This is a genomic window from Corynebacterium sp. HMSC14B06, from assembly GCF_001807075.1.
Classification (GTDB): Bacteria; Actinomycetota; Actinomycetes; order Mycobacteriales; family Mycobacteriaceae; genus Corynebacterium; species Corynebacterium jeikeium_D.
Genome location: NZ_KV787396.1, coordinates 239,029 through 264,274 on the forward strand (window position 1 = coordinate 239,029; position 25,246 = coordinate 264,274).

The following is a 25,246-nucleotide window of genomic DNA, read 5'->3' on the forward strand; positions in this document are numbered from 1 at the left end:
CGCATCATTGACCTGGGTGATTGCAGGAGTTTCCGTCGGCGTCTCTGATTTTGTCGGTGTCGTCGACTCCTCAGTCGATTTCGGCGGAGTCGAGGATTTGGTCTTTGCGGAAGAACTGACGGAGCGATTCGAGACTTCCGGCTTAGCCGGCTCGTCGTCTCCACATCCGGCCAGCGCGAAAGTCATCATCACACCGGCTGCGATCGTTGCCATAAATTTATTCATCCGCATGGTGTCCTAACCTACCCGACCATCGCTCCATCCCCTAGTAGCCGAGGGAGGAATTACTTCCGGAGAACTAGCTCGCATCTCGTCGATGCGTTCTGGCGTAATCACGTCATTGAAGGCGAAGATAGTTACTTCCCTATCTCGATAAACAGGGGTTACCCCTGGAGCTACCCAGAGCCCTTCACCAGGAAACTCTAAATCCTCCTTGGAATCCCAAATACCCGGGGGTGACAAATAGATGAATCCCACGTTCAGCTTTCGGGCTGAGCGATCGACATCGTTCACCCCATCCGGCCGGTCGGGGTCTGGAAAACCGAGGTAATCAGCGTGCCAATACAGCATTGAGGTGGCAGTCCACTTATTCGCCACTGGCCAGTCATAGTGCGGGAACACTACTGGCAAGTCATTGCGAGCGTACATCCAGCTGGACCCCTCCGGCGGATTGGTAAACGTGCGGTACTTATGTGCCTCCGGCTGCTCGGCCAACCAATCAAATGCCTTCAAGTCAGCCTTGGAAATGATTTGCCATTCCCTAGGGCTCTTGTAGGCGAAATCCGCAGCGCTAGCATTAGACGCCACTCCATAGACCACAAGTACAGCAGAGCTCACCGTCGCTAAGCTCAACCCCAGAACCCGCCCCGTCGATGGCACCTTTGACTCACTAATTCGAGCCGCCCACGCGCAGCCCCACGCAACGGCGATACCCGCAAACGCGGAATACAGGTACGCGGTGACCATCACCAACCGGTGAGGCGTCGAATAGTGAAGATCCGTATACAGCGCGAGAATATCGCCCGGCACGCCACCAAAATGATTGAGCGCGTGGGTCGTCATCAACACCGAAACAAACCAGGCCGGTACTACCCACACCCGTCGGCGCGAAGTATCTGCGAAAACCAAAAACGCCATCCCGATGAAACCAAGGATGATAATTGGCCAGAACGGCCGGAATTCCTCAGTGTGGCGAGTCAGCATTGTGGCGCCTCGATACCACGCATCGAAACGATCGAGGTCGTCTACTTCAGCGCTAACCGCGCGCACATCCTCGGTCTGAGAAGTTCCCGTAAGCCACTGCGGCAGGAGAACTGCCACTGCTGGCACGAAGGCGGCTGCAATCACCGCGACGTCGTAAAGCCTGGCGCGAACCGCACCCAGTTCAGGATGCGCGGGACGCGGCAGGCGGTAGCACAACCACCAGATTGCACCGAGCATAACGACTGTAGGCACCGATGCCGGATGGAGCTCTCCGATACCGATTATCGAAAGCGCGGCGCTCAAGATGCGCTGAGGTGCGTGCGGGAGCGACGTAACAAAGGCAAAAACGGTAATCGCTAGTGCAATCGAGACCTGGTACGGCCAGGCCCCCACGAAGACCCCGACGGGCATCAATACCGGAAGCGCTGCGGAAACAAGCGCTGCAACCCCCGCGGCAACGGCAGTGGACAGCTTTCGGCGATCAATAATTCTCCAGGTGAGCGCCGCAGCCGCCGTGGGTATGGTCACGGCCGGAATGATAATGCCGAGGTAATTGACTGCCTCGGTGATTGGTAGACGGACAATCAATACCCAAAGCGCACCGAACGCATGCCATGCGGCGGGATAGTAGGACACCGCCTGAGTTTCCACATTCTGGATCTCGCCCATCCTAGTGGCCGAGGCCATGCCGTCTTCCGTAATCGAACGGAGCACACTTGCATGCCAGAGTGTGTCCCAGCCTTGCTGGATGGTCGCCATCCCCTCGGACATTGAAGCGATGCGACCGATAGCGCTCCACGTGAGAACCGCCGCTGCGATGATGACCCCGATACTTGCGATTAGCCCATAGCCCAACTCGCGCCATCGACCTGAGGCGAGCGGCTGCGCCTCGGCCGACACCGAGCGACCGACACTACCGCGCCGCCGCCGAATCAAAGCGCTGCCGCCACTCCAGCAAAGCGCGAGAAGTAGTGTCACGGCCCAGCAGATAGACGCACTGACCAAGGTGAAGCGCACATCGATAGCGCCGAGCGCCCACCCTGCGGTGCCTGCGATACCAAACGTCACCGCAGGACCGAGGGCCAGCGCCCACGGAGTACGAACGCCGCTGGCTCTCACTACAACAGCGCCGGGGATTACGAGCAGCGCAACCAAGCTAACAATTGCCCACACCACTACCGAACACTCCTCCTACGGTCACTTTCTTCAGGGAATATTACCGAGAGCTTGTACATTTAAGCCTCGTCCACATCTGTCCGGGCATCACGACGCTCGCGGGTCTGCTCCGCCCTGGCCGCCAAATCAGCATCGCCGGGGTAATCAACACCTACCAGGCTGAGCCCACGCGCCTCTGCCACCGGGACCAACGGGGAACGCTTCTCTTCACTCAACAACTGTTCAGTGAATCCAACCGCACGTCGCCCCTCACCGACACTAAGGCAGGCCCCAACCAGTGAGCGCACCATAGACCAGCAGAACGCGTCGGCAGTCACATGGGCCTCGTACAGCTCTGGTTCTTCCCGCGTAGATACGTCGAACCACTGGAACTGCTGTAAATCTCTAGTGGTCGTCGCATGCGGCTTGTGTCGGCAAAAAGCGGCAAAGTCATTGAGCCCCAGTAGGGCATCAGCCGCCACCTGCATGCGGTTGATGTCCACTGACCGCCGCCAGTGGGCCGTATCGCGAGCACGGGTAGGAAGCGGGCCACTGACGCAACTAGTGACACGGTAGACATAGTGCCGACGTAACGCGGAAAAACGGGCATCGAAACCCGGGGGCGCAAACGAGGTGCCCCTAAGCGTCACGTCCGCGGGCAATAGTCGCGCTACACGACGAACCAAATTACCCGGATCCCCTGCGATAGAACGTGTGTCTAAACAGGAGACAGGAACATCTGCGTGAGCCACCTGCCCGGAGGCATGGACACCAGCATCTGTACGACCGGCCACAGTCAGTTGCACTGGAGTGCGCAACACCTTCTCCAGAGTGGATTCCAACGTCGCCTGCACAGTCCGCACCGGTTCTCCCGTGGGCTTATCGCGCTGAGCAGCCCAACCGTGGAAATCTGTCCCGTCATAAGCAATGTCAAAACGCAACCGAACCAGGTCGGAGTCGGTGCTCCCCATAGCGGCACGATCGGGAGAATCGCACGGGGCATCCGGAGTCGTTGGAGTAAGTGATGTCACGGTTAACAGATTGTAGCCGGGACCCCGGATTAGAGAATCAGCAGTTTCCACCGCAGGGTCTCAGTATGGCTCTCAATGTTGGTGCGAAATCCGTCGGTGTAACCGGAGGCAGAACTGGGGACGGGCGCTATGCACCGTCGTTAAGCACAAAGAACCCCCGGGAGAGCGTTCAGATATGAACTGCTCAACGGGGGTTCAAAGCTGTGACGGCCAAAAGCCGTCGGCGAGGGGAATTACTCCTCCTCTGCAGCCTCAGCCTCAGTAGCCTCAGCCTCTTCGGCCTTTGCCTCTTCAGCCTGCTTGGAAGCAGCAGCGCGAGTTGCGCGAGTTGCCTCAGCAGTTGCGGTCTCTTCCTCAACCAGAGCGATCAGCGAGATCGGGGCGTTGTCGCCCTTGCGGTTACCCAGCTTGATGATGCGGGTGTAGCCGCCGTCGCGATCAGCGAACTGCGGACCGATCTCGTCGAACAGCTTCTTAACTGCGTAGTTGTCGTTGAGCAGCTTTGCAACGTTGCGGCGATCTGCGAGAGTGCCGCGCTTTGCCTTGGTAATCAGCTTCTCAACGTACGGACGCAGCAGCTTGGCCTTGGTGTCGGTGGTCTTAATCTTGCCGTGCTCGATGAGCTGCTTCGCGAGGTTGGCCAGAATCTTCTTCTGGTGCGAAGCGGAGCCGCCGAGACGGGAACCCTGCTTAGGGGTAGGCATAGGTATCTCCTCGTTTTAATGAAGTCGCGTCGGTGAACTACTCGTCGTAGCCAGCGCTTGCGCCATCAGTCCAGTCAGCGTCATCGCCCGAGGCAGCGTCCAAATCAGCGACAGCAGCCGGGTCGAAGTTGTTCGGGGAATCCTTCAGAGCGAGGCCAAGCTCAGCGAGCTTCTCCTTGACCTCATTGATGGACTTGTCACCGAAGTTGCGGATATCCAGCAGATCCGACTCGGTACGAGCAGCGAGCTCACCGACAGTGTGGATCTCCTCACGCTTGAGGCAGTTGTAGGAGCGCATAGAGAAGTCCAGATCCTCAATCGGAGTCTGGTACGCAGCGACATCCTCAGCCTCGCGCGGGCTCGGGCCAATCTCGATGCCCTCAGCAGCCTCGTTCAGCTCACGTGCCAGACCGAACAGCTCAACCAGAGTCTTGCCTGCCGACGCCATTGCGTCGCGGGCGGTGATCGAGTTCTTGGTCTCGACATCGATGATCAGCTTGTCGAAGTCGGTGCGCTGCTCAACACGAGTAGCCTCCACCTTGTAGCTGACCTTCAGAACTGGCGAGTAAATCTGGTCCATCGGAATGCGGCCGATTTCGCCACCGGAGTTCGGGGTCGCCGGCACGTAGCCACGACCACGCTCAACGATCATCTCAATATCCAAGCGACCGGAATCATTGAGAGTAGCAATGTGGTGATCCGGGTTATGAATCTCCACACCTGCTGGGCACTCAATGTCTGCAGCGGTCACCGCGCCTGCACCTTCGCGACGCAGGTAAACGGTAGCCGGCTCATCGAACTCGCTCGAGAGCACCAGACCCTTGATGTTCAGGATGATGTCGGAGACATCTTCCTTCACGCCCGGGATAGTGGTGAACTCGTGCAGCACACCGTCAATGCGGATGCTGGTGACTGCAGCGCCCGGAATGGACGACAGCAACGTACGACGAAGGGAGTTACCGAGGGTGTAACCGAAACCCGGCTCCAGCGGCTCGATAACGAACCGGGAGCGAGAGGAATCAATGTAGTCCTCAGTCAGCGTTGGGCGCTGGGAAATGAGCATTTTCGAAAATCCTCCAGGTGGCGACCGCTATATGACGCCATAGGGAATGAATGGATGCAAGCGAAGTTGGTTATTACTTCGAGTAGAACTCGACGATCAGCTGTTCCTGAAGCGGAATGTCGATCTGTGCGCGTTCCGGGGTCTGGTGCACGAGGATGCGCAGGGACTCAGGAACAACCTGAAGCCATGCCGGGACGACAGCGTCGACCAGGTTCTCCTGTGCCTCTTCGAACCAAATCATCTTCTGCGACTTCGGGCGCACGTCGATGATGTCGTACTGGCTTACCTGGAAGGACGGCACGTTAATCTTCTTACCGTTAACGGTGAAGTGGCCGTGGGAAACCAGCTGACGAGCCTGGCGACGGGTACGAGCCAGACCAGCGCGGTAGACAACGTTGTCGAGACGCGACTCCAGCAGGACGACGAGGTTATCGCCAGTCTTGCCCGGACGACGGTGAGCCTCGGCGTAGTAGCGACGGAACTGCTTCTCCATCACGCCGTAGGTGAAACGTGCCTTCTGCTTCTCCTGGAGCTGGAGCAGGTACTCCGACTCCTTGATACGAGCGCGGCCAGCCTGCCCCGGAGGGTAGGGACGACGCTCAAAGTTCATGTCGCCACCGACGAGGTCGACGCGGAGACGACGGGACTTACGGGTTGCGGGACCGGTATAACGGGCCATTTCTGTTCTCTCCTTACCCTATTCCTAGACGCGACGACGCTTCGGCGGACGGCAGCCGTTGTGCGGCTGAGGGGTCACATCCGAGATCGAGGACACCTCAAGGCCAGCGGCCTGGAGGGAACGGATGGCGGTTTCGCGGCCCGAACCCGGACCCTTAACGAAAACGTCAACCTTCTTCATACCGTGCTCCATGGCCTTACGAGCAGCGTTCTCGGCGGCCATCTGAGCAGCGAACGGAGTGGACTTACGAGAGCCCTTGAAACCGACGTGACCAGAGGAGGCCCACGAGATAACAGCGCCCTTCGGGTCCGTGATGGACACGATGGTGTTGTTGAAGGTGGACTTGATGTATGCGTGGCCCTGAGCCACGTTCTTCTTTACAACGCGACGGCCGGTACGACGGCCGCGTGCGGACTTCGGAGCTGCCATGTTTTACTTCTTCTTTCCGGCGATCGTCTTCTTCGGACCCTTACGCGTACGAGCGTTGGTCTTGGTGCGCTGACCACGGACTGGCAGGCCACGACGGTGGCGCAGACCCTGGTAGGAACCAATCTCAATCTTGCGGCGGATATCAGCCTGAACCTGGCGGCGGAGGTCACCCTCGACCTTCCAGGTAGCTTCAATCACGTCACGCAGCGCAGCAACCTGCTCATCGGTGAGAGCGTCGGTGCGCAGATCCGGAGAGATGCCGGTCTTCTCCAGCAGCTCATTGGCACGGGCGGGGCCGATGCCATAGATGTAGGTAAGAGCGACCTCCATACGCTTGTTGCGTGGCAGGTCAACTCCAGCAAGGCGTGCCATACGGCAATTTCCTTCCGGTTGATGCGGTGGTTTACTCCACTGCCATCCTTCCCAGACCCGGCTTACTCGGTCGGACGCCGAGTCGCGCAAGTGTTATAGAAAGGCTCCAGCCACCGTTGCCGGAGGTATTCTCGCTTACTTCTGTGGAAAAGCTTTCATAAAGAACCGCCGCGCCGAACTGCTGAGACACCAGGTCTCAACATCACGCGGCCGTCACCAGAAGCAGCTAGGACGGTGGAGTTTCTGTCTAGTTAGTAAATAAGCCCATAACCACTACCAACAGTGGTCAGGTCGATTTACTTGTAGCGGTAGACGATTCGCCCACGCTCGAGATCGTACGGAGAAAGCTCCACTACGACTCGGTCTTCCGGGAGAATACGGATGTAGTGCTGGCGCATCTTGCCACTGATATGGGCGAGCACCTTGTGCCCGTTGTCCAGCTCCACTCGGAACATCGCGTTCGGCAAGGGCTCGACGACGCGACCCTCAACCTCAATTGCGCCTTCCTTTTTAGCCATGTCCTCCACGTCTCTCTGGCGGATACCCGGGACAATCCCGGCACCAGTTGGGAAATCTCTACTCTGCCTGGTGTTTTAGCAGTTCCGTGCAGGGATAATCATCACTGCAGCGACACTGCGCCCACACCATCGCCCAACTTTACACGCGACCTGCGTTTTTACCAAATACGACCACTATGGGACCGCCTGCAAGCGATGGCAGGCGGACTCTCTCTCCGCGTTCAGAATTCATCGCAGCCTTTATGGCGACATTCTGACCTTTCGCGTAGCCCCTCCCGCACTAGTTATTCATTTCGAGGAGTCAAAATACGGGGGCCGTCCGCTGTGGCGGCAACTGTGTGCTCCCAATGGGAGGCCGGCATTCTATCGGCGCTGACGACCGTCCAGCCGTCGTCAAGCTCATCACTCCCCCACTCGCCGCCGAGAATGAGCATCGGTTCAATGGCCAATACGGAGCCTTCGACGATGCGGGGACCCTTTCCAGCTTTGCCTTCGTTGGGAAGGAAGGGGTCCATGTGCATCTCACGCCCAATACCGTGCCCGCCGTACCCATCGACGATGCCGAGTTCAATATCGTGGCGCAGTTCAGCCTCACGGGTGGCCATTTCAAGCGCATACGAAATATCGGTGAGGCGAGCGCCCGGCACCATGGCCTTAATACCTTCGGCGAGGACCTCTGATGTCGCAATGTTCAGTTTTTCGACATCGTCACTCAGCTTTCCGACGCCGAAAGTAAGTGCCGAATCGCCGTGCCAGCCATCCAGGATTGCGCCACAGTCAATTGAGACTAAATCACCATCGGCGAGAACCGTAGACGAAGACGGAATGCCGTGGACAATCACTTCGTTCACTGATGCGCAGACAGATGCCGGGAAGCCTTCATAGCCAAGGAAGGACGGCGTTGCGCCAGCATCGATAATGACCTGGTGCGCAATCTCATTGAGATCTGCCGTGGTGACCCCTGGCTTAGCGGCGTCTCGGCAGGCTAGCAATGCACGACCGACAATCTCGCCGGCCGCTTGCATCGCATCCAATTCTCCCTCGGTGCGGGCAGGAACTACTTTGCGGCGGCGTGGAAAACTCATCACGCTGGTTGAGTCTACTCTGACTTAAAAGGGAACCACCGGCTAGCCGCACCCCGCCACCTACGAGGGCGCCGCTCGGATCGCTGCTACTTCCGAGAAATTTACACCCAAAGATGAGCTGCCCTACGATAACTGGCATGCATTCACTGTTGAAGTCCGCGCAGACTGCGGGCGTTGTTATTGCTGCCAGCTCGCTTTTCCTGATTGGCGCATGCTCAAGCAACCCCGAACCGTCGCCAGCGCCGACTGTCCCCTCCACTTCCCCTGCCACGGAATCGCCGGAGGCCCCTGGAAGCACCTCGGGTTTCATGGGCGCCTCTGCACTGCCTGAGTCGATTCAAAACTTCACACCTGATGCAATTAAGGAGGCGATTGGCAGCTGCGTCGAGTCGGATGACTCTAAACCCGTCATTTTTGGCAGCGAGAGCGTACATGGCTTCACCTGCGTAATGGCAGTTGGCGACGGTGGCACCGCAATGCTCAGTACGGCCGAGGACCCGGCCACTGTCGAGCGCATTAACGAAAAGGCTGAGTCCGTCGAAAACTACGCACCATACGAGCTACCCGGCAAGCACGCATTTAGCGGCATCAGCAAGGGGTCCCCTTTCGTTATGGTTATCGACGAGGATAACCGCATCTACCAAGAGTTCGTTTTCGCGAATATTGGCGCCGAGGCCGCACAGCCACTTATCGACGAAATCATTCAGGACTTCCAGTAGCCCTCACTATCGGCTGCCCCCCGCCCCACCCCAGCCCCAACAGCCACACACAAAAGCCGCCCTTCCAAACCTCAACGGTTCGAAAGGGCGGCTTCAACAACCATCTACAACCGGCAAACCCATCGGCCCCAGCCAGCGAAAAAGCTAGAGCGTCTAGTTACCCGGTGTGCCAGGAGCCTAGTTCAGCTTCTCCAGCTCAGCCATCGTGCGCTCGTTAATCTCCTCAACGGATCCCTCAGCGGCAATCTTGATGATCTTCTCCGAGTAGTAATCCAGTAAAGGAGCGGTCTCATTGGTGTACACATGCATGCGGTTGCGGATGACCTCTTCAGTGTCGTCTGCGCGACCACGGGCCAGCATGCGCTCGACGACGACATCCTCAGAAACGTCGAACTGTACGACCGCATCCAGCTCAGTGCCGAGGTTGGACAGCAGACGCTTCAGCTCTTCTGCCTGACCAACAGTGCGTGGGAAGCCATCCAACAGGAACCCCTTGGCAGCGTCGTCCTCATTCAGACGGGACTCGACCATACGCACAGTCACGTCGTCCGGAACAAGGTTGCCGGCGTCGATGTAGGACTTCGCCTCAATGCCGAGCGGAGTGCCTTCACCGATGTTTGCGCGAAACAGGTCACCGGTGGAGATGTGCGGGACACCGAGCTTCTCCGAGAGGATAGCTGCCTGAGTGCCCTTGCCTGCACCGGGAGGACCTACAAGTACGAGTCGCATTACTTCAAGAACCCTTCGTAGTTACGTTGCATCATTTGGCTTTCAACCTGCTTGACCGTCGTCAGCGCAACACTGACCAGAATCAGCAGGGCTGTACCTCCAAACATACCGCCTGTACCGGAGTTCGCGTCGCCAAGCCCCATATCAAGAGCGACATTTGGCAGAACAGCAATCAGCGCCAGGTACAGCGAGCCGACAGTCAGCAGGCGAATCAGGACGTAGGACAGGTATTCAGCAGTCGGACGTCCCGGGCGGAAGCCCGGAATGAATCCACCGTATTTCTTCATGTTCTCCGCCTGCTCGTGCGGGTCGTACTGCACGGAGGTGTAGAAGAAGGAGAAGAAGATGATCATCAGGAAGAACAGCAGAATGTACTGCCAACTGGACGGCGCCAGCAGGTACTGAATGACATTGCGCTGCCACCAGTTGTCCATGTTCGGATTCGACTGACCGGACTGAACAATCTGGGTAATCAGAACCGGCACGTAAATCAGAGAGGACGCGAAGATGACAGGGATAACACCGGCCTGGTTCACCTTCAGCGGCAGGTAGGTGGAAAATCCGCCGTACTGGCGACGACCAACCATGCGCTTTGCGTACTGCACCGGAATACGGCGCTGTCCCTGCTCAATGAAAATAACGCCGATGATGAGAATCAGCACGGCAACAATCACGGTGGCGAACACGACACCGGTGGTGGAGCGCAGAATGTTCGCTCCCTGCGCCGGCATACCAGCGGCGATACCGGAGAAAATCAGCAGCGACATACCGTTGCCGACGCCTCGGTCAGTGATGAGCTCACCCATCCACATGACCAGCACGGCACCGGAGGTCATCACAACGACCATCACCACGAGGTCAAAGACACCCGCATCCTTAACCAGCAGCGACTGCGAGCCACCCAGCAGGGCACCTCGGTCTGCCATGGCCACAATGCCTGCAGACTGCAGCAACGCCAACGCCACTGTGAGGTAGCGGGTGTACTGGGTCATCTTTGTCTGACCCGACTGCCCTTCCTTCTTCAACTGCTCGAAGTGTGGAATCACCACCGTGAGCAGCTGGACGATAATCGAGGCCGTAATGTACGGCATAATGCCGATGCCGAAAATCGCCATCTGCAGCAGAGCGCCACCTGAGAACAGGTTAATCAGCGAGTAAACGCTGGACTGATCTTTCGAAATCTGCTCGAGCTGCGCGTTGACCAACTGGTAGTCGATACCAGGGGTTGGAATCTGCGAACCGATTCGGTACAGAATGATCATCGTCAGAGTGAAGAAGATCTTCTTACGCAAATCGGGATCGCGCAACGCCGCAATGAGACCGGAAGCCACGTGCATCCTCCCGAGGTCAAGAAATCCGCTTCTCCCACGCTTTTCCCGAAAGACTTACCCGCTTATCCGCCAGTAGTCTTCCGTTTTAGTTAAGCAACGCGGATGACGTATTCCTCAAACCTTTAATTGACAGTATTTGACGTAGTGAGTCTACCAGCGTTTCTCCATATCGTCGCAATACGCCTCTATATCACCGTTAGTACAGCGCCCCGCCAATCACCCTCTTTTCGCTTGACGACGATTCCAGCGCTCATCCCCTCTGAGCCCCCGCCCTCTCATGTGCTCCACCCAACCTTCTCAAACAAAACTTGAACAGTGTTAAAGTTTTGCTCTGTGAGTACCTACAGCATCCGCATGCGCTCCAGCGCCGATGGCTGCCATATCTCTGGCGCTGAGCGTCTTGCACCGGCCACCGAACTACCTCAGTTGGCTTCTGCTATGACTAGCCGTGCACTTCACCACGACAAGGGGCGAGCCGACACAATTCACATCACTGCGGACAAGATTGATGAGTCGACCATCAGCACCGTGTCGGCGTTAGTCCCCTTTCTAGAGTCGAACTCCAGCCCTGGGGACGCCCGCAAGCTCATTACTCAACGCCTACACGCTGCAGGTATACAGGCCGCCGATATCGCCGTCGAGATGGCCTATTCACTCACGGGTCTTCGCGGCGCCGCTCTTATCGATGCCTCCTCCGGTGAGCGGCTCGACCCAAACCCAGTCCGCGGTGGACGGGTTTCCACTTTTGATGCCATCTCACACCCCAGCAAGGACTGCGCCAAGGACCATTTTCACGAGGCGCTCATCCTCGCATCCAAGGTTCACTGCGCCCCGGGCATCGTCGCAGAAATCTGCCTCTCCGACGATCCCTTTTACACGCGTGGCTATCTCGCACTGGACGGAATCTTCCACCGTATCCCCAATATCAAGGACCACGGCAGCACTCTTGGTACTCGCATTTTCATCGTTGAACCCGGCACCGATATCCCCGAGCTAATCGATTACCTGGAGAACACGCCGGTCTATATCGAGCTCCCAGCTGACGCCAGTTTCTCGACGGACACTACCGGCCTCAGCAGCGACCTCTCAGCAATCGCCGCCCAAAGAAACACGGCCTGGGCCGGTGCAGGACTTGCCCGCACACTGCGCACTTTCGAAACCGCACAACTACCGCATAGCCGAATTGACGGAGCCGACTACCTATTGTTTTCTTCTTCGGACTACCTCGGCCTGTCCACGCACTCTGAACTCGTCTCAGCTGCCACCGAGGCAATTGGACATTTCGGCACCGGGTCCGGCGGGTCTCGCCTAACCACTGGCACTAGCATCCACAGCGCACTTGAGAATGAACTCGCGCAGTTCTTCGGTTTCGACGATGCCGTTCTCTTTGCTACTGGCTACCAGGCGAACCACTCAACCATCGCTGCCATCGCCACCGCCGACGTTGAAATCTTCTCCGACGCCGCCAACCATGCTTCCATCATTGACGGATGCCGCAATGCCCGAGCTAGAGTCACGGTCTTTCCGCACACTGACTACCAGGCACTCGACCGTCTCCTCGCAACATCGAGCGCCCGCCACAAACTTGTCATCTCCGACTCCGTGTTCTCTATGTCAGGCGAGGTCATCGACGGCCCGGCACTCGAGCGCACCTGTCACCGTCGCAACGCATGGCTGATGCTTGACGACGCCCACGGCGTCGGCGTTATCGGAGAACACGGTCGTGGCACTGCAGCGCACCTGGGCATTCGCCCGGACATTGTGGTCGGCACCGCGAGCAAGGCTCTCGGTGTCGAAGGAGGATACGTTCTCTGCTCGGCACCAGTTGGCGAACTGCTACGCAATCAAGCCCGTAGCTACGTGTACTCAACGTCCATGAACCCTGGTTCTGTCGCAGCTATCCGCGCAGCGTTGAAGCAGTTGGAGGTTGGGGACGTCGTCAAGCGATTGCAACGTAATATTGCGCGCGTCCGCTCCCTGGTTGGCGCGCAGTCAGACCCCGCATCTGCAATCATCCCGCTGCCCGTCGGGGACGAGACCGTAGCGATGGACACCTCAGCCCAGTTAGCGGAGCTAGGCGTGTTCATACCTGCAATTCGCTATCCGACGGTCCCCCGTGGTGAGGCAATGTTGCGATTGACCATTACCGCGCTCCATACGGACGCTGACATCGACCAACTGGAGCGGGCTCTGCACAACACTGGCCTGCTGTAAACCAGCGGTTCGCGCTGCCCTCTCCCCTTCCCCTCTTAATACAACGAGAGCTCCTAACCACGTGGGTTAAGAGCTCTCTTGTTAAAGCTTGAATGCTTTAGGCCTCAGTGACAGAGCCGCCTGCAGCCTCGATCTTGGACTCTGCGGAGCCCGAGAACTTGGTTGCGGTGACGTTGACGGAGACATTGATGTCGCCGTCGCCGAGGACCTTCACCGGCTGGTTAGCACGGACAGCGCCCTTTGCAACCAGGTCGGCGATGGTGATGTCGCCACCGTTCGGGAACAGACGCTCCAGATCCGAAACGTTGACCACCTGGAAGGTGACCTTCGCCGGGTTCTTGAAGCCCTTCAACTTCGGCAGACGCATGTGAAGTGGCATCTGGCCACCCTCGAATGCTGCCGAAACCTGCTTGCGGGCCTTGGTGCCCTTGGTGCCGCGACCAGCGGTCTTACCCTTGGAAGCCTCACCACGGCCGACGCGAGTCTTCTTCTTCTTAGCTCCCGGAGCCGGGGCCAAGTCGTGGAGCTTAATTGGTTCGCTCATGGTTTACCTACTCCCCCGCTACTTCTTCAACCTCGACCAGGTGACGCACAACGTTCACGAGACCGCGCACAGCCGGAGTATCCGGGCGAACGGCGGAATCGTTGATGCGCTTCAGGCCGAGGGTGCGCAGCGAATCCTTCTGGTTCTGCTTGGTACCAGCGGTACCACGGACCTGGGTAATCTTCAGTGCCATGGAAATCACGCTCCCTGACCTGCGCGTGCGCGCAGCATACGTGCTGGGGTGACCTCTTCGAGGGACTTGCCACGACGTGCGGCGACCTCTTCAGGGCGAACCAGCTGCTTGAGGGCATCAACGGTTGCGTGAACAACGTTGATGGAGTTGTTGGTACCCAGCGACTTGGACAGAACATCCTGAACACCGGCGCACTCGAGAACCGGGCGGACAGCGCCGCCGGCAATCAGACCGGTACCCGGAGCAGCCGGGCGCAGCAGGACGATGCCAGCAGCGGTCTCACCCTGAACCGGGTGGGTAATGGTGCCAGCAATCATCGGGACGCGGAAGAAGTTCTTACGAGCCTCTTCAGCACCCTTCTGGATAGCTGCCGGTACTTCCTTGGCCTTGCCGTAGCCGACGCCGACCATGCCCTCGCCGTCACCGACGATGACCAGAGCGGTGAAGCTGAAGCGACGACCACCCTTGACGACCTTGGAAACTCGGTTGATAGTTACTACGCGCTCGATGTACTGCGAACGCTCGTCCTGCTGGCGACGGTCGTTACCGCGGCCACCACGACGGTTGTTGTTCTTGTTGTCAGCGGAGTTACGTCCGCCTTCGCGCTTATCGCGTTCCGACATCACGCATTCCTTCCGTTGGACTTGTAAGTGCGCATTAGAACTTCAGACCACCTTCACGGGCAGCCTCGGCCAGAGCAGCAACGCGGCCGTGGTACTGGTAGCCACCGCGGTCGAAAACGACCTTCTCGATGCCAGCATCCTTAGCGCGAGCAGCAATCAACTCGCCGACCTTGGCGCTCTTGGCCTTCTTGTCGCCCTCGAAGCCACGGAGATCTGCGTCCAGAGTGGAAGCAGCTGCCAGGGTACGACCGATGGAGTCGTCGATAACCTGAGCGGTGATGTGGCGGGAAGAGCGGTGCACGACGAGGCGCGGTGCCTCGGAGGTGCCGCGGACGTTCTTGCGCAAGCGTGCGTGACGGCGGGCGCGGGCGACACGACGACGAGTCGAGATGTCCTTGCCTACCGGGAGGCGCTTTTCGTTGGTGTTGCTCATTACTTACCCGTCTTTCCGATCTTGCGACGGATCTGCTCGCCATCGTAACGAATGCCCTTGCCCTTGTAAGGATCATCCTTACGCAGACGACGGATGTTAGCTGCGAGCTGTCCGACCTGCTGCTTATCAATACCTGTGATCGACAGCTTGGTGGTGCCGTCGACGTCGAAGGTGATACCTTCCGGTGCTTCGATCAGGACTGGGTGCGAGTAGCCCAGGGAGAACTCGAGGTCCTTGCCCTTCTTGGCGACACGGTAACCGACACCGAAGATTTCCATCTTGATGGTGTAGCCCTCGGTCACACCGACAACCATATTGTTAATCAGCGAACGGGACAGACCGTGCAGGGAGCGGCTCTTACGGTGGTCATCCGGGCGGTTGACCACAATCTCATTGTCCTTCAGCTCAACGGTAATTGGAGCCGGGATAGAGACAGACAGCTCGCCCTTCGGGCCCTTGACGGAAACGTCCTGGCCGTTGACCTGGGCAGTAACGTTTGCCGGGACAACGACAGGGTTCTTACCAATACGAGACATTGTGTAGTTCCCCCTTTACCAGACGTAAGCGAGGACTTCCCCGCCAACCTTCTTCTCGTAAGCCTGACGGTCAGTCAGCAGGCCCTGAGACGTGGAGATGATAGCCACGCCCAGGCCGCCGAGGACCTTCGGCAGGTTAGTGGACTTTGCGTAAACACGCAGACCCGGCTTGGAGACGCGACGCACGCCAGCGATCGAACGCTCGCGGGACGGGCCGTACTTCAGGTTCAGGGTCAGGGTCTTGCCGACCTTGGCATCCTCGACTGCGTAGTCCGCAATGTAACCCTCAGACTTGAGGATCTCGGCGATGTTAGCCTTCAGCTTGGACGACGGCATCGAGACAGAGTCGTGGTACGCGTTGTTAGCGTTGCGCACGCGCGACAGCATGTCGGCGATTGGGTCAGTCATGGTCATGGTTAGTGACCGCTTCCTTTCTCGCTGCGGTTCCTTCCCACCTCGTGGCTAACTCCAATGAACGCGCAAACAGCAACTGTCACACGGCAAAAGCTTAAGATGGAGCGATTACCAATATCGTGATTCCGGCGATTTAAGGGCTACTGTTCGCCAACTCGGTTCAATAGCCGAGTCAGCTCGCCACCCAGGTGACGCCAGAGACGATGCGAGGCGAGGGGCCTACAGCAAAGTTCTTACATTTTTACTGCCGCACCTCTTATAGAGGGCAGACCTGGTGATACTAACAAATACCGGCCGAAATGCAAAAACGCCACGGACGGACGTTAGTCCGCTCGCGGCGTGAAGCCCCACCAATTAGCAGTGGAACTCAATTCCTAGCCGACATGGTGCCGGCTGGAGAAAATTAGTAGAGCTGGTCGGCGATGATGTTACCCATAGCCTTTTCGCCAGCCACCGTCGGGTGATTGGTCATCGGGCCCATCACCGGATCTGCGAAACCGGCGACGAAGCGCTCATCCGGGTTTGGGTTGCAGGTACCGTGGCCGAGGGTTGCCTCGTAGACGTCGATGAAGCCGGCACCTACGTGCTGAGACGCGGAGCGAATGCTGTCGCGGAATGCCCCCTGAATCTCGCTGGCACCCGGTGCCGGGATCGGGAAGGTCTGGTTCGGGGCGTTCACCAGGCACAGCTGGTCATTGGTAGCGTACTCAGGGTACGAAGCCAGGACGACCTGAGCACCCGGAGCAACCTGGTGGACGCGGTCAGTGAACTGACGCAGCGTCTGCTTGAACGCAGAAGGAGCCTTGGGGTCCGGCTTTGCGACCAGCTCGCCTGCCACGTCAACCCACTGGACCCAGTCCATGCCGCCGTACATCAGGACAACCTTCTCAGTGCCCTCTCCGATGTCGCCGTACTGGATGGAAGCTTCCAGGTATGCGAGGAGCTGACCCGGGAAGCCACCAAGACCGTTACAGGACCAGTCACCCAGGGACTTGTTCAGCTTCGACGCTGCAATCTTCGGCCAGTTTTCCATGTCGGTGGCACAGTTAGCGACCAGCACGTTCTGCCCCGGCGCCAGGCCACGCGGGCCACCCTTACCGGCATTAGCGGTGAAGGAGTCACCGAAGGTGACGATCTGCTTGACGCCCTTCGGGCCGGTGTCGCCGATACCCGGAATCGGAATGTTCGGCATTTCCGGCAGTGCCGGCTGTGCGTTGGCAGCACCTGCGCCCAAGCTCAGGCCCAGAGCCGCAACAGTTGCAATAGCAGCCGAGCGGACGGCCACGGAGAAGTTCTTCATGTAGTTAATCCCTTTGCGTTTTAACTTAAGAACCGCCCTGTGTAGAACCACTGGCTCAACCACACAGAAGCTGAAGCCACTTAAGTCTTGCCCAAATTGATAACGACCACAATGCATTTTGGCGGCCGTCACTATGACGAATGGCAGTTTACAACGAAATCATCACGAACGCCTAACTTTCAACTGAGAAAGTTTGTGGATTTACTAATTTTCAACCCCCAAAAAGGGTCAACTTTCACACCGGCAACACTGGTAACTTTTACGCAGGCCCCGCACGGTGACCTCACTCCCCCACGAACATAAGCAGTTAACAGAGCAGCAAAAAGCCCCGGAGGCCAAGCGGCATCCGGGGCTTCAGACAGAAGCTACCGAAGAGGCAAAACTACTTCTTGAACGGGAAGCCCAGCTCGCGCAGCAGCGCGCGACCTTCCTCATTATTGGTAGCGGTGGTCACGACGGTGATGTCCATACCGCGCGGGCGGTCGATCTTGTCAACGTCGATCTCGTAGAACATGGTCTGCTCAGACAGACCGAAGGTGTAGTTACCGTGACCATCGAACTGCTGGTCAGACAGACCGCGGAAGTCGCGGATTCGCGGCAGAGCCACGGTCAGCAGACGATCCAGGAACTCCCACATACGGTCGCCACGCAGGGTGACGCGAGCGCCGATGGCGTCGCCTTCACGAAGCTTGAAGTTAGCGATCGACTTGCGAGCACGACGGGTCTCCGGCTTCTGGCCGGTAATCAGAGTCAGGTCGTTGATAGCACCGTTGATCTGCTTCTTGTCCTGAGCAGCAGCGCCGACGCCCATGTTGACGACGACCTTGGTAACGCCCGGAATCTGCATGACGTTCTCGTAGGAGAACTCTTCCTGCATCTTGCCGCGAATCTCATCGCGGTAACGGGCCTTCAGACGAGGGGTGTAGTTTTCGCTCATGCTTAGATGTCCTTCCCGGTACGGCGGGAGATGCGAACCTTCTTGCCGTCCTCATCGAAGCGGTAACCAACGCGAGTCGGGGTACCATCTTCGTCGACCAGCATGACGTTCGACACGTGAATCGGAGCTTCCTGAGTGACAATGCCACCCGAGGATGCACCGCGCTCCGCAGCGGAGTTTGCAACGTGCTTCTTGATACGGTTAACGCCCTCGACCAGGACCTTGTCGCGCTTCGGGTAGGCCTCGATGACCTTGCCCTGAGCACCCTTGTCCGGACCGGAGATAACCAGCACGGTATCGCCCTTACGGATCTTCACTTAAATCACCTCCGGTGCGAGCGAGACAATCTTCATGAACTTCTTGTCACGCAGCTCACGCGCGACCGGGCCGAAAATACGGGTGCCCTTTGGCTCACCGTCGGCCTTGATGATGACAGCTGCATTCTCGTCGAACGAGATGTAGGAGCCGTCCGGACGACGGGTCTCCTTCTTCGCACGGACGATGACTGCCTTAACAATTTCGCCTGCCTTGACGTTGCCGCCCGGAGTAGCTTCCTTGACAGTTGCGACAATGGTGTCGCCAATGCCAGCGAAGCGTCGGGTCGAGCCGCCGAGAACGCGGATGCACTGGATTTCACGTGCACCAGTGTTGTCGGCAACGCGCAGACGGGATTCCTGCTGAATCACTGCGTTTCTCCTGACCTGGTTGCATTGTGCGTCAGATTTCCGTCCTAAACGCACGCGGTCTTTATGTCTTGTGTTTACGCTTTACGACGAAAGTACCTGCTAGAGGCAGCTTCCATATCGATTTGACCTCGTGCTAACTACGGCCATAGACCGTTGAGAGCAGCACGCAGCCACTTCGCGCAACCTGTGTATTATGGCACGTTCGTGCGGGACAACAAAATCCCTTCGTTTCATGCCCCCAACATGGTTTATACCCTCCGCAGCAACCCTATTCCGGGGCAACCCTATACTGGGACAGTGACAAATCAACATTCCGAGAGCGCTCAGGCACAGCCAGCACAGACGCTGCCGCTATCGCTTATTGCCGGCTTGGCCTTATTATCCGCCGCCGCCCCGTTCGGTGCCGATACTTACCTGGCCTCCTTCGTGGAGATAGCCAAGGAGTTCTCCACGACCGAGTCAATGGTTCAGCTCACGCTGACAACCTTCATGATTGGCATGGCTGCAGGGCAGCTCGTCATTGGCGCTCTCTCCGATAGTTTGGGCCGCAGGAAGTTGCTTCTCATTGCGACTTTGGTGTTCTTGGGCTCGTCAATCCTCTGTGCAATAGCACCGAATATTGGCACGCTGATCGCAATGCGCCTGTTCCAGGGGTTAGCTGGCGGCTCCACAGTGGTTCTGGCTCGTGCTGTAGTCCCAGACCTCTTGACGGGCAAAGCATCAGCGAGAGCTTTCTCCACGCTGATGGGCATTTCCTCCATCGCCCCGGCAATCGCTCCCCTTGTGGGTGGCTTTCTGGGCCCCGCATTCGGCTGGCGCAGCGTGTTCTGGTTTCTCGCAGCCATCAACGTCGCGATGGTCGCGATTGTGTTTCTGATGGTTCCGGAAACTCTGCCGCCAGAGCGACGCTCCACAGGCTCTCTGCGCAATCTCCTGCCCAATATCGGCAGGCTGCTACAGCGGCCCGTATTTGTCGGCTACTTGTTAGCTTTCGCTGGTGGCTTCTCGGTGATGTTCTCCTATATCGCTGCGTCACCCTTTATCTTCCAGGAGCTGCTGGGACTCACCCCTACTCAGTTCTCTCTCGTGTTCGCATCCAATGCAGCGATGTTGACATTTGTGTCAATCCTCAACGGCAAGATGCTCAACCGGCTTCATCCCCGCAAGGGTATTTTCGTTGCTCTTACGGTCATGCTCGTGACGTCGGTAGGCCTGATTATTAACGCCATCGTCGGGATTACCTTCTTCACTACTTGGCTGTTGCTGTTCATTACGGTGCCGATGATGCCGCTAATTTTCGCCAATGCCACGGCACTCGGAATTGAGGAGGTTCGAGATATCGGAATTGGCTCAGGTTCCGGTCTCATGGGCTTCACACAATTCCTCGCGGCCGCCACGGTTTCCCCGTTGGTGGGGCTTGGTTCCAATCTGCCCTTATCAATGGCTATATCAATGTTGACCTGCGCGCTGATTGCGCTAATCGCGGTATTGACATTGACGCGCGACGGCCTCCGCAAACACCCACATAAGCTGGCATAAAACTACATACGACAGGACTGCCCTCGTTTCACTTCGCTGGTTGAGAATGTGCCCGAATCGGCATTAAATCGATGGTGAGGCCTCGTACCACCCGTAGGCGTGAGGCTGACATGGGAGAAAGGTCCTGCCATGACCACGTACGCGCATCCTCATGAACCCCATAAGTCTTCTGAGACGTCGAAGCTCAACTGGCTTCGCGCCGGAGTCCTCGGAGCCAACGACGGCATCGTCTCCACTGCTCTAATCTTGCTCAGCGTGATTGCAGCAGGTTCCTCTCGCGAAGCCATTCTGACTGCTGGTGCCGCCGCCGTTATCGCTGGTGCTATCTCGATGGCTCTGGGTGAATACGTCTCGGTTTCAACCCAGCGCGATACTGAGCGAGCGCTGATTGCCAAAGAAAAGGCCGAGCTTACAGAGTTTCCAGATGAAGAGCATAAGGAGCTCGTGGGGATTCTCTCTGGCTACGGCATCCCAAAACATATCGCCGAAGATGCTGCCCACGGCATCGCACAAAATGATCCGCTGGCAGCTCACCTAAAGCTGGAATTGGGCATTGACGGCGAGGAACTTACCAACCCCTGGGCGGCTGCTGGTTCTTCGGCACTGTCGTTCCTACTCGGCGCCATCCTGCCGATGATTGCGGCGCTGGTGTTCACCGGCCCCACCTCCGGCGCGATTGCGGTCACCGTTGTCACCATCGTGACGTTGGCCTTGACCGGCTACATCAGCGGCAAGCTCAGCTCCACGCACTCCGGCAAGGCTGCGCTACGTCTGGTCATCGGTGGCGCGCTCGGTTTGATTGTGTCCTACTTCGTCGGCCTGCTCTTCGGGCAGGCCGTCGGATAGCCCTTTGAGATAGGCCGTCGGATAGGCTCCGGCAAAGCTCAAAAGCTAATCAACATAGCTGGTCTTCGTCTGGTTCAACCAGGCGTAGAGCGCGCCAATTCCCAGGCCACCGCCTACGAAGTTGCCCAACCACACTGCCACCCAGTTGCCTGTAATGTGCAGGCCATCGAAGCCGGCAGGACGCGGATCGGCGAAAAAGGCCAAGGAAAACAGCGAGAAGTTCGCAATCACGTGCTCAAGCCCGAGCCCAACGAACACCGCAATAATCGGCAGAATCACAGCGAACTTTGAAATGATTTCCTTGGCTTGTAGCGCGCCTAAAACAGCCATATTGACCACGAAGTTCGCGCCCATCGCCTCTACGAAAGCACCGAAGAACGGCTTGGCCAGCTTCCCCTCGGTCAAGGTGGAAATCAGATGTGTGTCATCAATCCCACCGAGTTTGGCGCTCTGGCTTAGCACCAGCGCCACAATCGCGGCACCGATGAAGTTGTAGAACGTGGCGACGGCCACCATCCGAAGGGCCACTCCCCACGACATGCGACCGCGTGCAGCGGACCAGGACACAAACATCATGCTGCCAGTCGCCAGCTCTGCACCGAGCACCACAATGGCGAACAGTCCAAGCCCGAACAGACACGCAAAGACCAGTCCCCCAGTGCCCGGAGCAACACCTTCGGCCACTTGGCCAGCTACCGCTGCAAAGGCCGTTCCCAACGTCAGATACATGCCCGCCAGGACCGCTCGAACCGCAAAACGTCCGTAGTCCTGCGTCATCAGTTCCTGTTTTTTGTCACCAGCCGTATCCAGCGTTTCGTATAGCGTCACCGCCGAGCCTTTCCCTGCGTGCCGTTAATTGCAGTTATTCGCATAAAAGAATAACGACAGGCCGGCACGGAAACGCAACTGCTTTACGACGGTCACAGCACCCTACCCCCACTTTGGCGCTGCAACCAGAAACTGCGATTCACCGTCAACGGGCGGTGGATTTTACTTAGGATGACAGCTGAACCCAGCTTTTCCAGCGACGACCTCGCGTTGCGAACACCGATTGCGACGCCGCAATGGCACCATCTCCGGCATAGACTTCCACCACACAGCCATCGGCTACCAAAAACAGATTTCCGTTCGGGCACGCTATTCGACGCTGCTCTCCCCCACGCTCCAGTTGAAGAATTCCCTCTCGGAGTTCCACCTTGAAAGCCACGCAGTCAGCCTGGTCGACGAGTTTCCACGAGCCCTCGCCTTCAGCCTTAGCGACAACCACATTTCCGTAACCTTCCATCTCCAGAGCGTTACTGCCTCCTGCGACGGCGGGGAGGTTTTCCCACATTGGCCGCTGCCGGAGGGTGCCGTCGTAAAGCGAAACTCGGCGCGGCAATGTGAGCGAATGTACCCATCCGTCGGCAACTGTGGGCTTGTCATCCTGGGCGGGCAAGCCAACCCAGCCGAGCATGATGGCATCGCCGGCACCGGTTTCAATCAGTTGTGGTGCGTAAAATTCGAATCCGTAATCGAGTTCGCTGAAACCGCGTTCGACATGGAATGTTGTGCCATCGAGCGTGCCGACGATGTATCCGCATTGATCAGACGAGGCGTAATGAGTTTGCCCATCGACGTCCACGGGGTCGAGCCCCTGCGGGCAGAAAACGAGAACTTGTTTTTCCACGGCTGTGGCCTCGTCTGTCATCGTGATGAGGTTCGGGCATTCCCACATATAGCCGCCGGGAAGAATATCCGGGCTCAGACCGGGCTTGGCGCCGGTGATATCGAATTGCAGTGGCCCTTCGAAATGCCAGTCCACTAAATCAGCTGAGCGATAGAGGACCACTGTGCCTTTCTCGTCCTCGGTCTGGGCGCCGATAGCCATGCGCCAGCCATCTGCTTCACGAACAATCTGGGGGTCACGGAAGTGCCCGGTGAACCCTGGCTCGGTGTCAGGAATCAGAGGGTTAGCCGGATCGCGCAAATAGATGCCACCCTCCGGACCGGAGGGAGCAAGCGCACGGACGCGGTTCTGCGATGGTATACGGCGACCGTCTGCCTTCAAGTTTCCGGTGTAGAAGAGCCATACATCACCGTCATCAACAGCCGCGCCGCCCGAGTAACAACCGTGCTTGTCATAGGGCATGTCCGGATACAGCGCATCTGGATGATGACGCCACCGCTCGGCTGTCGTGAGCGAAGCGGACGCATGCCCCCACCCAGTTCTCTTCGGCGCATGTGGAAAGCATGGATCATGCTGGTAGAACACATGCAATGTCTCGCCGTCCACGAAAAGGCCATTCGGGTCATTCAGTCGGCCCTGTGGCGGTGACAGATGGTAATTCGGCCGATAGCTCATACTCCCCGATATTATTGACGTCATGGCTATTTGTGTTTGCGGCGAAGGTCTGGTTGACCTCGTTCCGGTATCGCCTGGCAGCCTCAATAACCACGTGCCGACGCTAGGCGGGGGTCCCTACAACGTCGCGGTTACGGCCTCGCGCCTCGGTGCGGATGTTATTTTCCAGTCCCGCCTGTCTACAGATGGATTCGGAAATGAGCTGGTCAAACACTTGGAAACCGAAGGGGTCGACACCTCTTACGTTCAGCGTGGCCCAGAGCCGACCATTCTGGCGGTAACCACCATCCACGACGATTGCTCGGCAACGTACACCTTTTACACCGACGGCACGGCCACCCCGCTGGTGGAGCCGAAGCTCATCGATGCGAATATCGCATGCTTTGGCACGCTGTCACTGGCGCTGGAACCAGGCGCCAGCCGGTACGCGGAATTGCTCAAGCAGTTCGCCACCAACGGCACCTTGGTCGCACTGGATCCAAACATTCGCCCACTGTCTGCCACGGATGCACACCGCGATTTCCTCTTAGGCCTACTCCCCTACGTCAGCTTGTTGAAGCTCTCGGATGAGGAAGTCGAGTTCCTCGGCGAAGAGGTGCTCACTAAAGTTCCGGTTGCCGTCGTCACGCGTGGCGGCGAGGGGCTTACTTTGCTTGCCGACGGCAACCGCGTCGATGTCCCCGCCGTCAATGCGGATGTCGTTGACACCATCGGCGCTGGCGACACAATTATGGGAGCACTTTTGGCGCAAATTGAGGAACGAGGTCTGACGGCCGCTGACCTGCCTTCCGTATCAACGGACCAGTGGCGCGAGATTTTGCACTATGCGGCAGCTGCGGCCGCCATCACGGTGTCCCGAAAGGGAGCGCAGCCGCCGACCAAGCTTGAGGTTGAAGAATTGCTGGCTCAGCTCACCTAGCTCTCCCTACTTTGCCCGCTCTATTTAGCTCGCTCGAGCACGGCAACCAGGAACTGAGACTCATCGTCGAACGGCCGCAGATCCCACGTGGAGTAACGCTGCATCACGGTGAGCCCAGCCTCCTGCGCAGTGGTTTCAAAATCCGCAAAGTCCCAGCCACGGCCAGCGCCGAAGCCGAGGATGGCACGACCGCCCTCCGGGTTCAGCACCTCCGCGAACCCCTGCAGTACCTTCCCTCGGCCCTCCGTCGCTACGAAAGTCAGCACGTTGCCAGGGCAAATGATGATATCAAAGACAGGTTTCGTATCGGAGTGGGGCGTGTTCTCCAGGCCGTCGTCAAGCACCTGCGGCAATTGCGCCAAGTCCCCTACCAACCACGTCACGTCCGGGAACTGACGCTTCGCCTCGTCGATGAGGTAGGGGTCGACGTCGACGCCAACGACTCGATGTCCTGCTTTTGCCAGGTAACCGCCCACACGCCCTTGCCCACAACCGGCATCCAGAATTCGAGCGTGGCGCGGCGCCATCGCATCCACCAGCCGAGCCTCGCCATCAATATCACGCCCCTCGCGCATAAATCCTCGCCATCGGTTGGCGTAGCGACGGGAGTGCTGCGGATCGGCGGCGATAATTTCTTTCCAGGTGCGGTGATTGTGGGTGCCATTGCTCATGGACACCATTATGGCGTAGGCGGGCAGCG

29 protein-coding genes are annotated in these 25,246 nt (G+C 58.1%); 5 read left to right on the forward strand and 24 right to left on the reverse strand.

The genetic code is table 11. The features are described from left to right. Positions 1-237 precede the first annotated feature (237 nt). The 9 genes from HMPREF3130_RS09645 to map form a co-directional block, all read right to left on the reverse strand. Positions 238-2,379, reverse strand: a complete 2,142-nt coding sequence (locus tag HMPREF3130_RS09645) for a DUF6541 family protein (protein WP_048731481.1) — start codon at positions 2,377-2,379, stop codon at positions 238-240. Positions 2,380-2,438: 59 nt separating this feature from the next. Continuing rightward, positions 2,439-3,329 (reverse strand): tRNA pseudouridine synthase A, encoded by an 891-nt coding sequence (locus HMPREF3130_RS09650; protein WP_048731480.1) that lies wholly within the window; start codon positions 3,327-3,329, stop codon positions 2,439-2,441. A gap of 293 nt (positions 3,330-3,622) precedes the next feature. Continuing rightward, on the reverse strand, positions 3,623-4,093 hold the full coding sequence (gene rplQ, locus HMPREF3130_RS09655; RefSeq protein WP_016422080.1) for a 50S ribosomal protein L17: 471 nt from the start codon (positions 4,091-4,093) through the stop codon (positions 3,623-3,625). 37 nt (positions 4,094-4,130) lie between these two features. Next, on the reverse strand, positions 4,131-5,156 hold the full coding sequence (locus tag HMPREF3130_RS09660) for a DNA-directed RNA polymerase subunit alpha (RefSeq protein ID WP_016422079.1): 1,026 nt from the start codon (positions 5,154-5,156) through the stop codon (positions 4,131-4,133). A gap of 73 nt (positions 5,157-5,229) precedes the next feature. After that, entirely contained in the window at positions 5,230-5,835 is a 606-nt protein-coding gene (rpsD, locus tag HMPREF3130_RS09665; protein WP_005509964.1) for a 30S ribosomal protein S4, read from the reverse strand. A gap of 24 nt (positions 5,836-5,859) precedes the next feature. Beyond that, positions 5,860-6,264 (reverse strand): 30S ribosomal protein S11, encoded by a 405-nt coding sequence (gene rpsK / locus HMPREF3130_RS09670; protein ID WP_016422078.1) that lies wholly within the window; start codon positions 6,262-6,264, stop codon positions 5,860-5,862. Positions 6,265-6,267: 3 nt separating this feature from the next. Then, entirely contained in the window at positions 6,268-6,636 is a 369-nt protein-coding gene (gene rpsM / locus HMPREF3130_RS09675; RefSeq protein WP_005509836.1) for a 30S ribosomal protein S13, read from the reverse strand. A gap of 296 nt (positions 6,637-6,932) precedes the next feature. Further along, a complete protein-coding gene (gene infA, locus HMPREF3130_RS09680; RefSeq protein ID WP_016422077.1) occupies positions 6,933-7,154 on the reverse strand; it encodes a translation initiation factor IF-1 in 222 nt (73 codons plus the stop codon). Positions 7,155-7,438: 284 nt separating this feature from the next. Then, a complete protein-coding gene (gene map, locus HMPREF3130_RS09685; protein WP_070429842.1) occupies positions 7,439-8,239 on the reverse strand; it encodes a type I methionyl aminopeptidase in 801 nt (266 codons plus the stop codon). A 137-nt stretch (positions 8,240-8,376) separates the two neighbouring features. Here map and HMPREF3130_RS09690 point away from each other — a divergent pair, with 137 nt between their 5' ends. Further along, positions 8,377-8,958 (forward strand): hypothetical protein, encoded by a 582-nt coding sequence (locus HMPREF3130_RS09690; protein WP_070429843.1) that lies wholly within the window; start codon positions 8,377-8,379, stop codon positions 8,956-8,958. A 177-nt stretch (positions 8,959-9,135) separates the two neighbouring features. Here HMPREF3130_RS09690 and HMPREF3130_RS09695 read toward each other — a convergent pair whose 3' ends face one another. Together HMPREF3130_RS09695 and secY are read right to left on the reverse strand one after the other, a co-directional pair. Continuing rightward, positions 9,136-9,687, reverse strand: a complete 552-nt coding sequence (locus tag HMPREF3130_RS09695) for an adenylate kinase (RefSeq protein ID WP_005509947.1) — start codon at positions 9,685-9,687, stop codon at positions 9,136-9,138. Beyond that, positions 9,687-11,018 carry a preprotein translocase subunit SecY gene (gene secY, locus HMPREF3130_RS09700; RefSeq protein ID WP_141737805.1) on the reverse strand — a complete coding sequence of 444 codons (1,332 nt, stop codon included), beginning with the start codon at positions 11,016-11,018 and terminating at the stop codon, positions 9,687-9,689. Before secY ends, HMPREF3130_RS09695 begins: the two co-directional genes overlap by 1 nt. Positions 11,019-11,351: 333 nt before the next feature. Between secY and HMPREF3130_RS09705 the strand changes: the two genes are divergently transcribed. Continuing rightward, positions 11,352-13,232 (forward strand): 6-carboxyhexanoate--CoA ligase, encoded by a 1,881-nt coding sequence (locus tag HMPREF3130_RS09705; protein ID WP_246815145.1) that lies wholly within the window; start codon positions 11,352-11,354, stop codon positions 13,230-13,232. Positions 13,233-13,329: 97 nt separating this feature from the next. Here HMPREF3130_RS09705 and rplO read toward each other — a convergent pair whose 3' ends face one another. The 10 genes from rplO to rplN all read right to left on the reverse strand — a co-directional run bounded on the left by rplO (position 13,330) and on the right by rplN (position 18,898). Further along, positions 13,330-13,776, reverse strand: a complete 447-nt coding sequence (gene rplO / locus HMPREF3130_RS09710; protein ID WP_070429846.1) for a 50S ribosomal protein L15 — start codon at positions 13,774-13,776, stop codon at positions 13,330-13,332. 7 nt (positions 13,777-13,783) lie between these two features. After that, positions 13,784-13,969, reverse strand: coding sequence for a 50S ribosomal protein L30 (gene rpmD, locus HMPREF3130_RS09715; RefSeq protein ID WP_005509843.1), 186 nt, complete (start codon positions 13,967-13,969; stop codon positions 13,784-13,786). A 5-nt stretch (positions 13,970-13,974) separates the two neighbouring features. Beyond that, positions 13,975-14,592, reverse strand: a complete 618-nt coding sequence (rpsE, locus tag HMPREF3130_RS09720; protein ID WP_005510059.1) for a 30S ribosomal protein S5 — start codon at positions 14,590-14,592, stop codon at positions 13,975-13,977. A 34-nt stretch (positions 14,593-14,626) separates the two neighbouring features. Beyond that, entirely contained in the window at positions 14,627-15,025 is a 399-nt protein-coding gene (gene rplR / locus HMPREF3130_RS09725; RefSeq protein WP_005510009.1) for a 50S ribosomal protein L18, read from the reverse strand. After that, complete coding sequence (gene rplF / locus HMPREF3130_RS09730) at positions 15,025-15,561, reverse strand: 50S ribosomal protein L6 (RefSeq protein ID WP_005509895.1); 537 nt, start codon at positions 15,559-15,561, stop codon at positions 15,025-15,027. Before rplF ends, rplR begins: the two co-directional genes overlap by 1 nt. Positions 15,562-15,576: 15 nt before the next feature. Then, positions 15,577-15,975, reverse strand: coding sequence for a 30S ribosomal protein S8 (gene rpsH / locus HMPREF3130_RS09735; RefSeq protein ID WP_005509822.1), 399 nt, complete (start codon positions 15,973-15,975; stop codon positions 15,577-15,579). A 403-nt stretch (positions 15,976-16,378) separates the two neighbouring features. Further along, the gene (locus HMPREF3130_RS09740; RefSeq protein ID WP_005510051.1) at positions 16,379-17,275 is read right to left on the reverse strand and encodes a GDSL-type esterase/lipase family protein; all 897 of its coding nucleotides are present in this window, start codon (positions 17,273-17,275) and stop codon (positions 16,379-16,381) included. 382 nt (positions 17,276-17,657) lie between these two features. Beyond that, complete coding sequence (rplE, locus tag HMPREF3130_RS09745; protein ID WP_005509901.1) at positions 17,658-18,212, reverse strand: 50S ribosomal protein L5; 555 nt, start codon at positions 18,210-18,212, stop codon at positions 17,658-17,660. A 2-nt stretch (positions 18,213-18,214) separates the two neighbouring features. Next, positions 18,215-18,529, reverse strand: coding sequence for a 50S ribosomal protein L24 (gene rplX, locus HMPREF3130_RS09750; RefSeq protein ID WP_005509963.1), 315 nt, complete (start codon positions 18,527-18,529; stop codon positions 18,215-18,217). Continuing rightward, positions 18,530-18,898, reverse strand: coding sequence for a 50S ribosomal protein L14 (rplN, locus tag HMPREF3130_RS09755; protein ID WP_038627660.1), 369 nt, complete (start codon positions 18,896-18,898; stop codon positions 18,530-18,532). A 297-nt stretch (positions 18,899-19,195) separates the two neighbouring features. Here rplN and HMPREF3130_RS09760 point away from each other — a divergent pair, with 297 nt between their 5' ends. Together HMPREF3130_RS09760 and HMPREF3130_RS09765 are read left to right on the forward strand one after the other, a co-directional pair. Beyond that, positions 19,196-20,437: a multidrug effflux MFS transporter gene (locus HMPREF3130_RS09760; RefSeq protein WP_246815146.1), complete on the forward strand. Its 1,242-nt coding sequence runs from the start codon at positions 19,196-19,198 to the stop codon at positions 20,435-20,437. 129 nt (positions 20,438-20,566) lie between these two features. After that, positions 20,567-21,283 (forward strand): VIT1/CCC1 transporter family protein, encoded by a 717-nt coding sequence (locus HMPREF3130_RS09765; RefSeq protein ID WP_070429847.1) that lies wholly within the window; start codon positions 20,567-20,569, stop codon positions 21,281-21,283. Between the two features lie 45 nt (positions 21,284-21,328). Here the strand turns inward: HMPREF3130_RS09765 and HMPREF3130_RS09770 are convergent, their stop codons facing one another. Further along, complete coding sequence (locus tag HMPREF3130_RS09770) at positions 21,329-22,111, reverse strand: formate/nitrite transporter family protein (protein ID WP_070429848.1); 783 nt, start codon at positions 22,109-22,111, stop codon at positions 21,329-21,331. A gap of 166 nt (positions 22,112-22,277) precedes the next feature. Beyond that, positions 22,278-23,627 carry a glycoside hydrolase family 32 protein gene (locus HMPREF3130_RS09775; RefSeq protein WP_070429849.1) on the reverse strand — a complete coding sequence of 450 codons (1,350 nt, stop codon included), beginning with the start codon at positions 23,625-23,627 and terminating at the stop codon, positions 22,278-22,280. A 22-nt stretch (positions 23,628-23,649) separates the two neighbouring features. Between HMPREF3130_RS09775 and HMPREF3130_RS09780 the strand changes: the two genes are divergently transcribed. Further along, a complete protein-coding gene (locus HMPREF3130_RS09780) occupies positions 23,650-24,546 on the forward strand; it encodes a carbohydrate kinase family protein (RefSeq protein ID WP_070429850.1) in 897 nt (298 codons plus the stop codon). 20 nt (positions 24,547-24,566) lie between these two features. On the opposite strand, the gene HMPREF3130_RS09785 is transcribed toward HMPREF3130_RS09780, so the two are convergent. Next, a complete protein-coding gene (locus tag HMPREF3130_RS09785; protein WP_083276377.1) occupies positions 24,567-25,226 on the reverse strand; it encodes a class I SAM-dependent methyltransferase in 660 nt (219 codons plus the stop codon). Between the last annotated feature and the right edge of the window lie 20 nt (positions 25,227-25,246).

Coding starts and splice junctions, on each gene's coding strand:
- HMPREF3130_RS09780 (WP_070429850.1), top strand. CDS start 23,650: ATGGCTATTTGTGTTTGCGGCGAAGGTCTGGTTGACCTCGTTCCGGTA.
- rplO (WP_070429846.1), bottom strand. CDS start 13,776: ATGAGCGAACCAATTAAGCTCCACGACTTGGCCCCGGCTCCGGGAGCT.
- HMPREF3130_RS09650 (WP_048731480.1), bottom strand. CDS start 3,329: ATGGGGAGCACCGACTCCGACCTGGTTCGGTTGCGTTTTGACATTGCT.
- rpsE (WP_005510059.1), bottom strand. CDS start 14,592: ATGTCGGAACGCGATAAGCGCGAAGGCGGACGTAACTCCGCTGACAAC.
- HMPREF3130_RS09695 (WP_005509947.1), bottom strand. CDS start 9,687: ATGCGACTCGTACTTGTAGGTCCTCCCGGTGCAGGCAAGGGCACTCAG.
- rpsK (WP_016422078.1), bottom strand. CDS start 6,264: ATGGCAGCTCCGAAGTCCGCACGCGGCCGTCGTACCGGCCGTCGCGTT.
- rpsH (WP_005509822.1), bottom strand. CDS start 15,975: ATGACCATGACTGACCCAATCGCCGACATGCTGTCGCGCGTGCGCAAC.
- rpsD (WP_005509964.1), bottom strand. CDS start 5,835: ATGGCCCGTTATACCGGTCCCGCAACCCGTAAGTCCCGTCGTCTCCGC.
- HMPREF3130_RS09690 (WP_070429843.1), top strand. CDS start 8,377: ATGCATTCACTGTTGAAGTCCGCGCAGACTGCGGGCGTTGTTATTGCT.
- rplF (WP_005509895.1), bottom strand. CDS start 15,561: ATGTCTCGTATTGGTAAGAACCCTGTCGTTGTCCCGGCAAACGTTACT.
- HMPREF3130_RS09765 (WP_070429847.1), top strand. CDS start 20,567: ATGACCACGTACGCGCATCCTCATGAACCCCATAAGTCTTCTGAGACG.
- map (WP_070429842.1), bottom strand. CDS start 8,239: ATGAGTTTTCCACGCCGCCGCAAAGTAGTTCCTGCCCGCACCGAGGGA.
- rplE (WP_005509901.1), bottom strand. CDS start 18,212: ATGAGCGAAAACTACACCCCTCGTCTGAAGGCCCGTTACCGCGATGAG.
- infA (WP_016422077.1), bottom strand. CDS start 7,154: ATGGCTAAAAAGGAAGGCGCAATTGAGGTTGAGGGTCGCGTCGTCGAG.
- rplR (WP_005510009.1), bottom strand. CDS start 15,025: ATGAGCAACACCAACGAAAAGCGCCTCCCGGTAGGCAAGGACATCTCG.
- rplQ (WP_016422080.1), bottom strand. CDS start 4,093: ATGCCTACCCCTAAGCAGGGTTCCCGTCTCGGCGGCTCCGCTTCGCAC.
- HMPREF3130_RS09785 (WP_083276377.1), bottom strand. CDS start 25,226: ATGGTGTCCATGAGCAATGGCACCCACAATCACCGCACCTGGAAAGAA.
- rpmD (WP_005509843.1), bottom strand. CDS start 13,969: ATGGCACTGAAGATTACCCAGGTCCGTGGTACCGCTGGTACCAAGCAG.
- rpsM (WP_005509836.1), bottom strand. CDS start 6,636: ATGGCACGCCTTGCTGGAGTTGACCTGCCACGCAACAAGCGTATGGAG.
- HMPREF3130_RS09660 (WP_016422079.1), bottom strand. CDS start 5,156: ATGCTCATTTCCCAGCGCCCAACGCTGACTGAGGACTACATTGATTCC.
- HMPREF3130_RS09775 (WP_070429849.1), bottom strand. CDS start 23,627: ATGAGCTATCGGCCGAATTACCATCTGTCACCGCCACAGGGCCGACTG.
- HMPREF3130_RS09740 (WP_005510051.1), bottom strand. CDS start 17,275: ATGAAGAACTTCTCCGTGGCCGTCCGCTCGGCTGCTATTGCAACTGTT.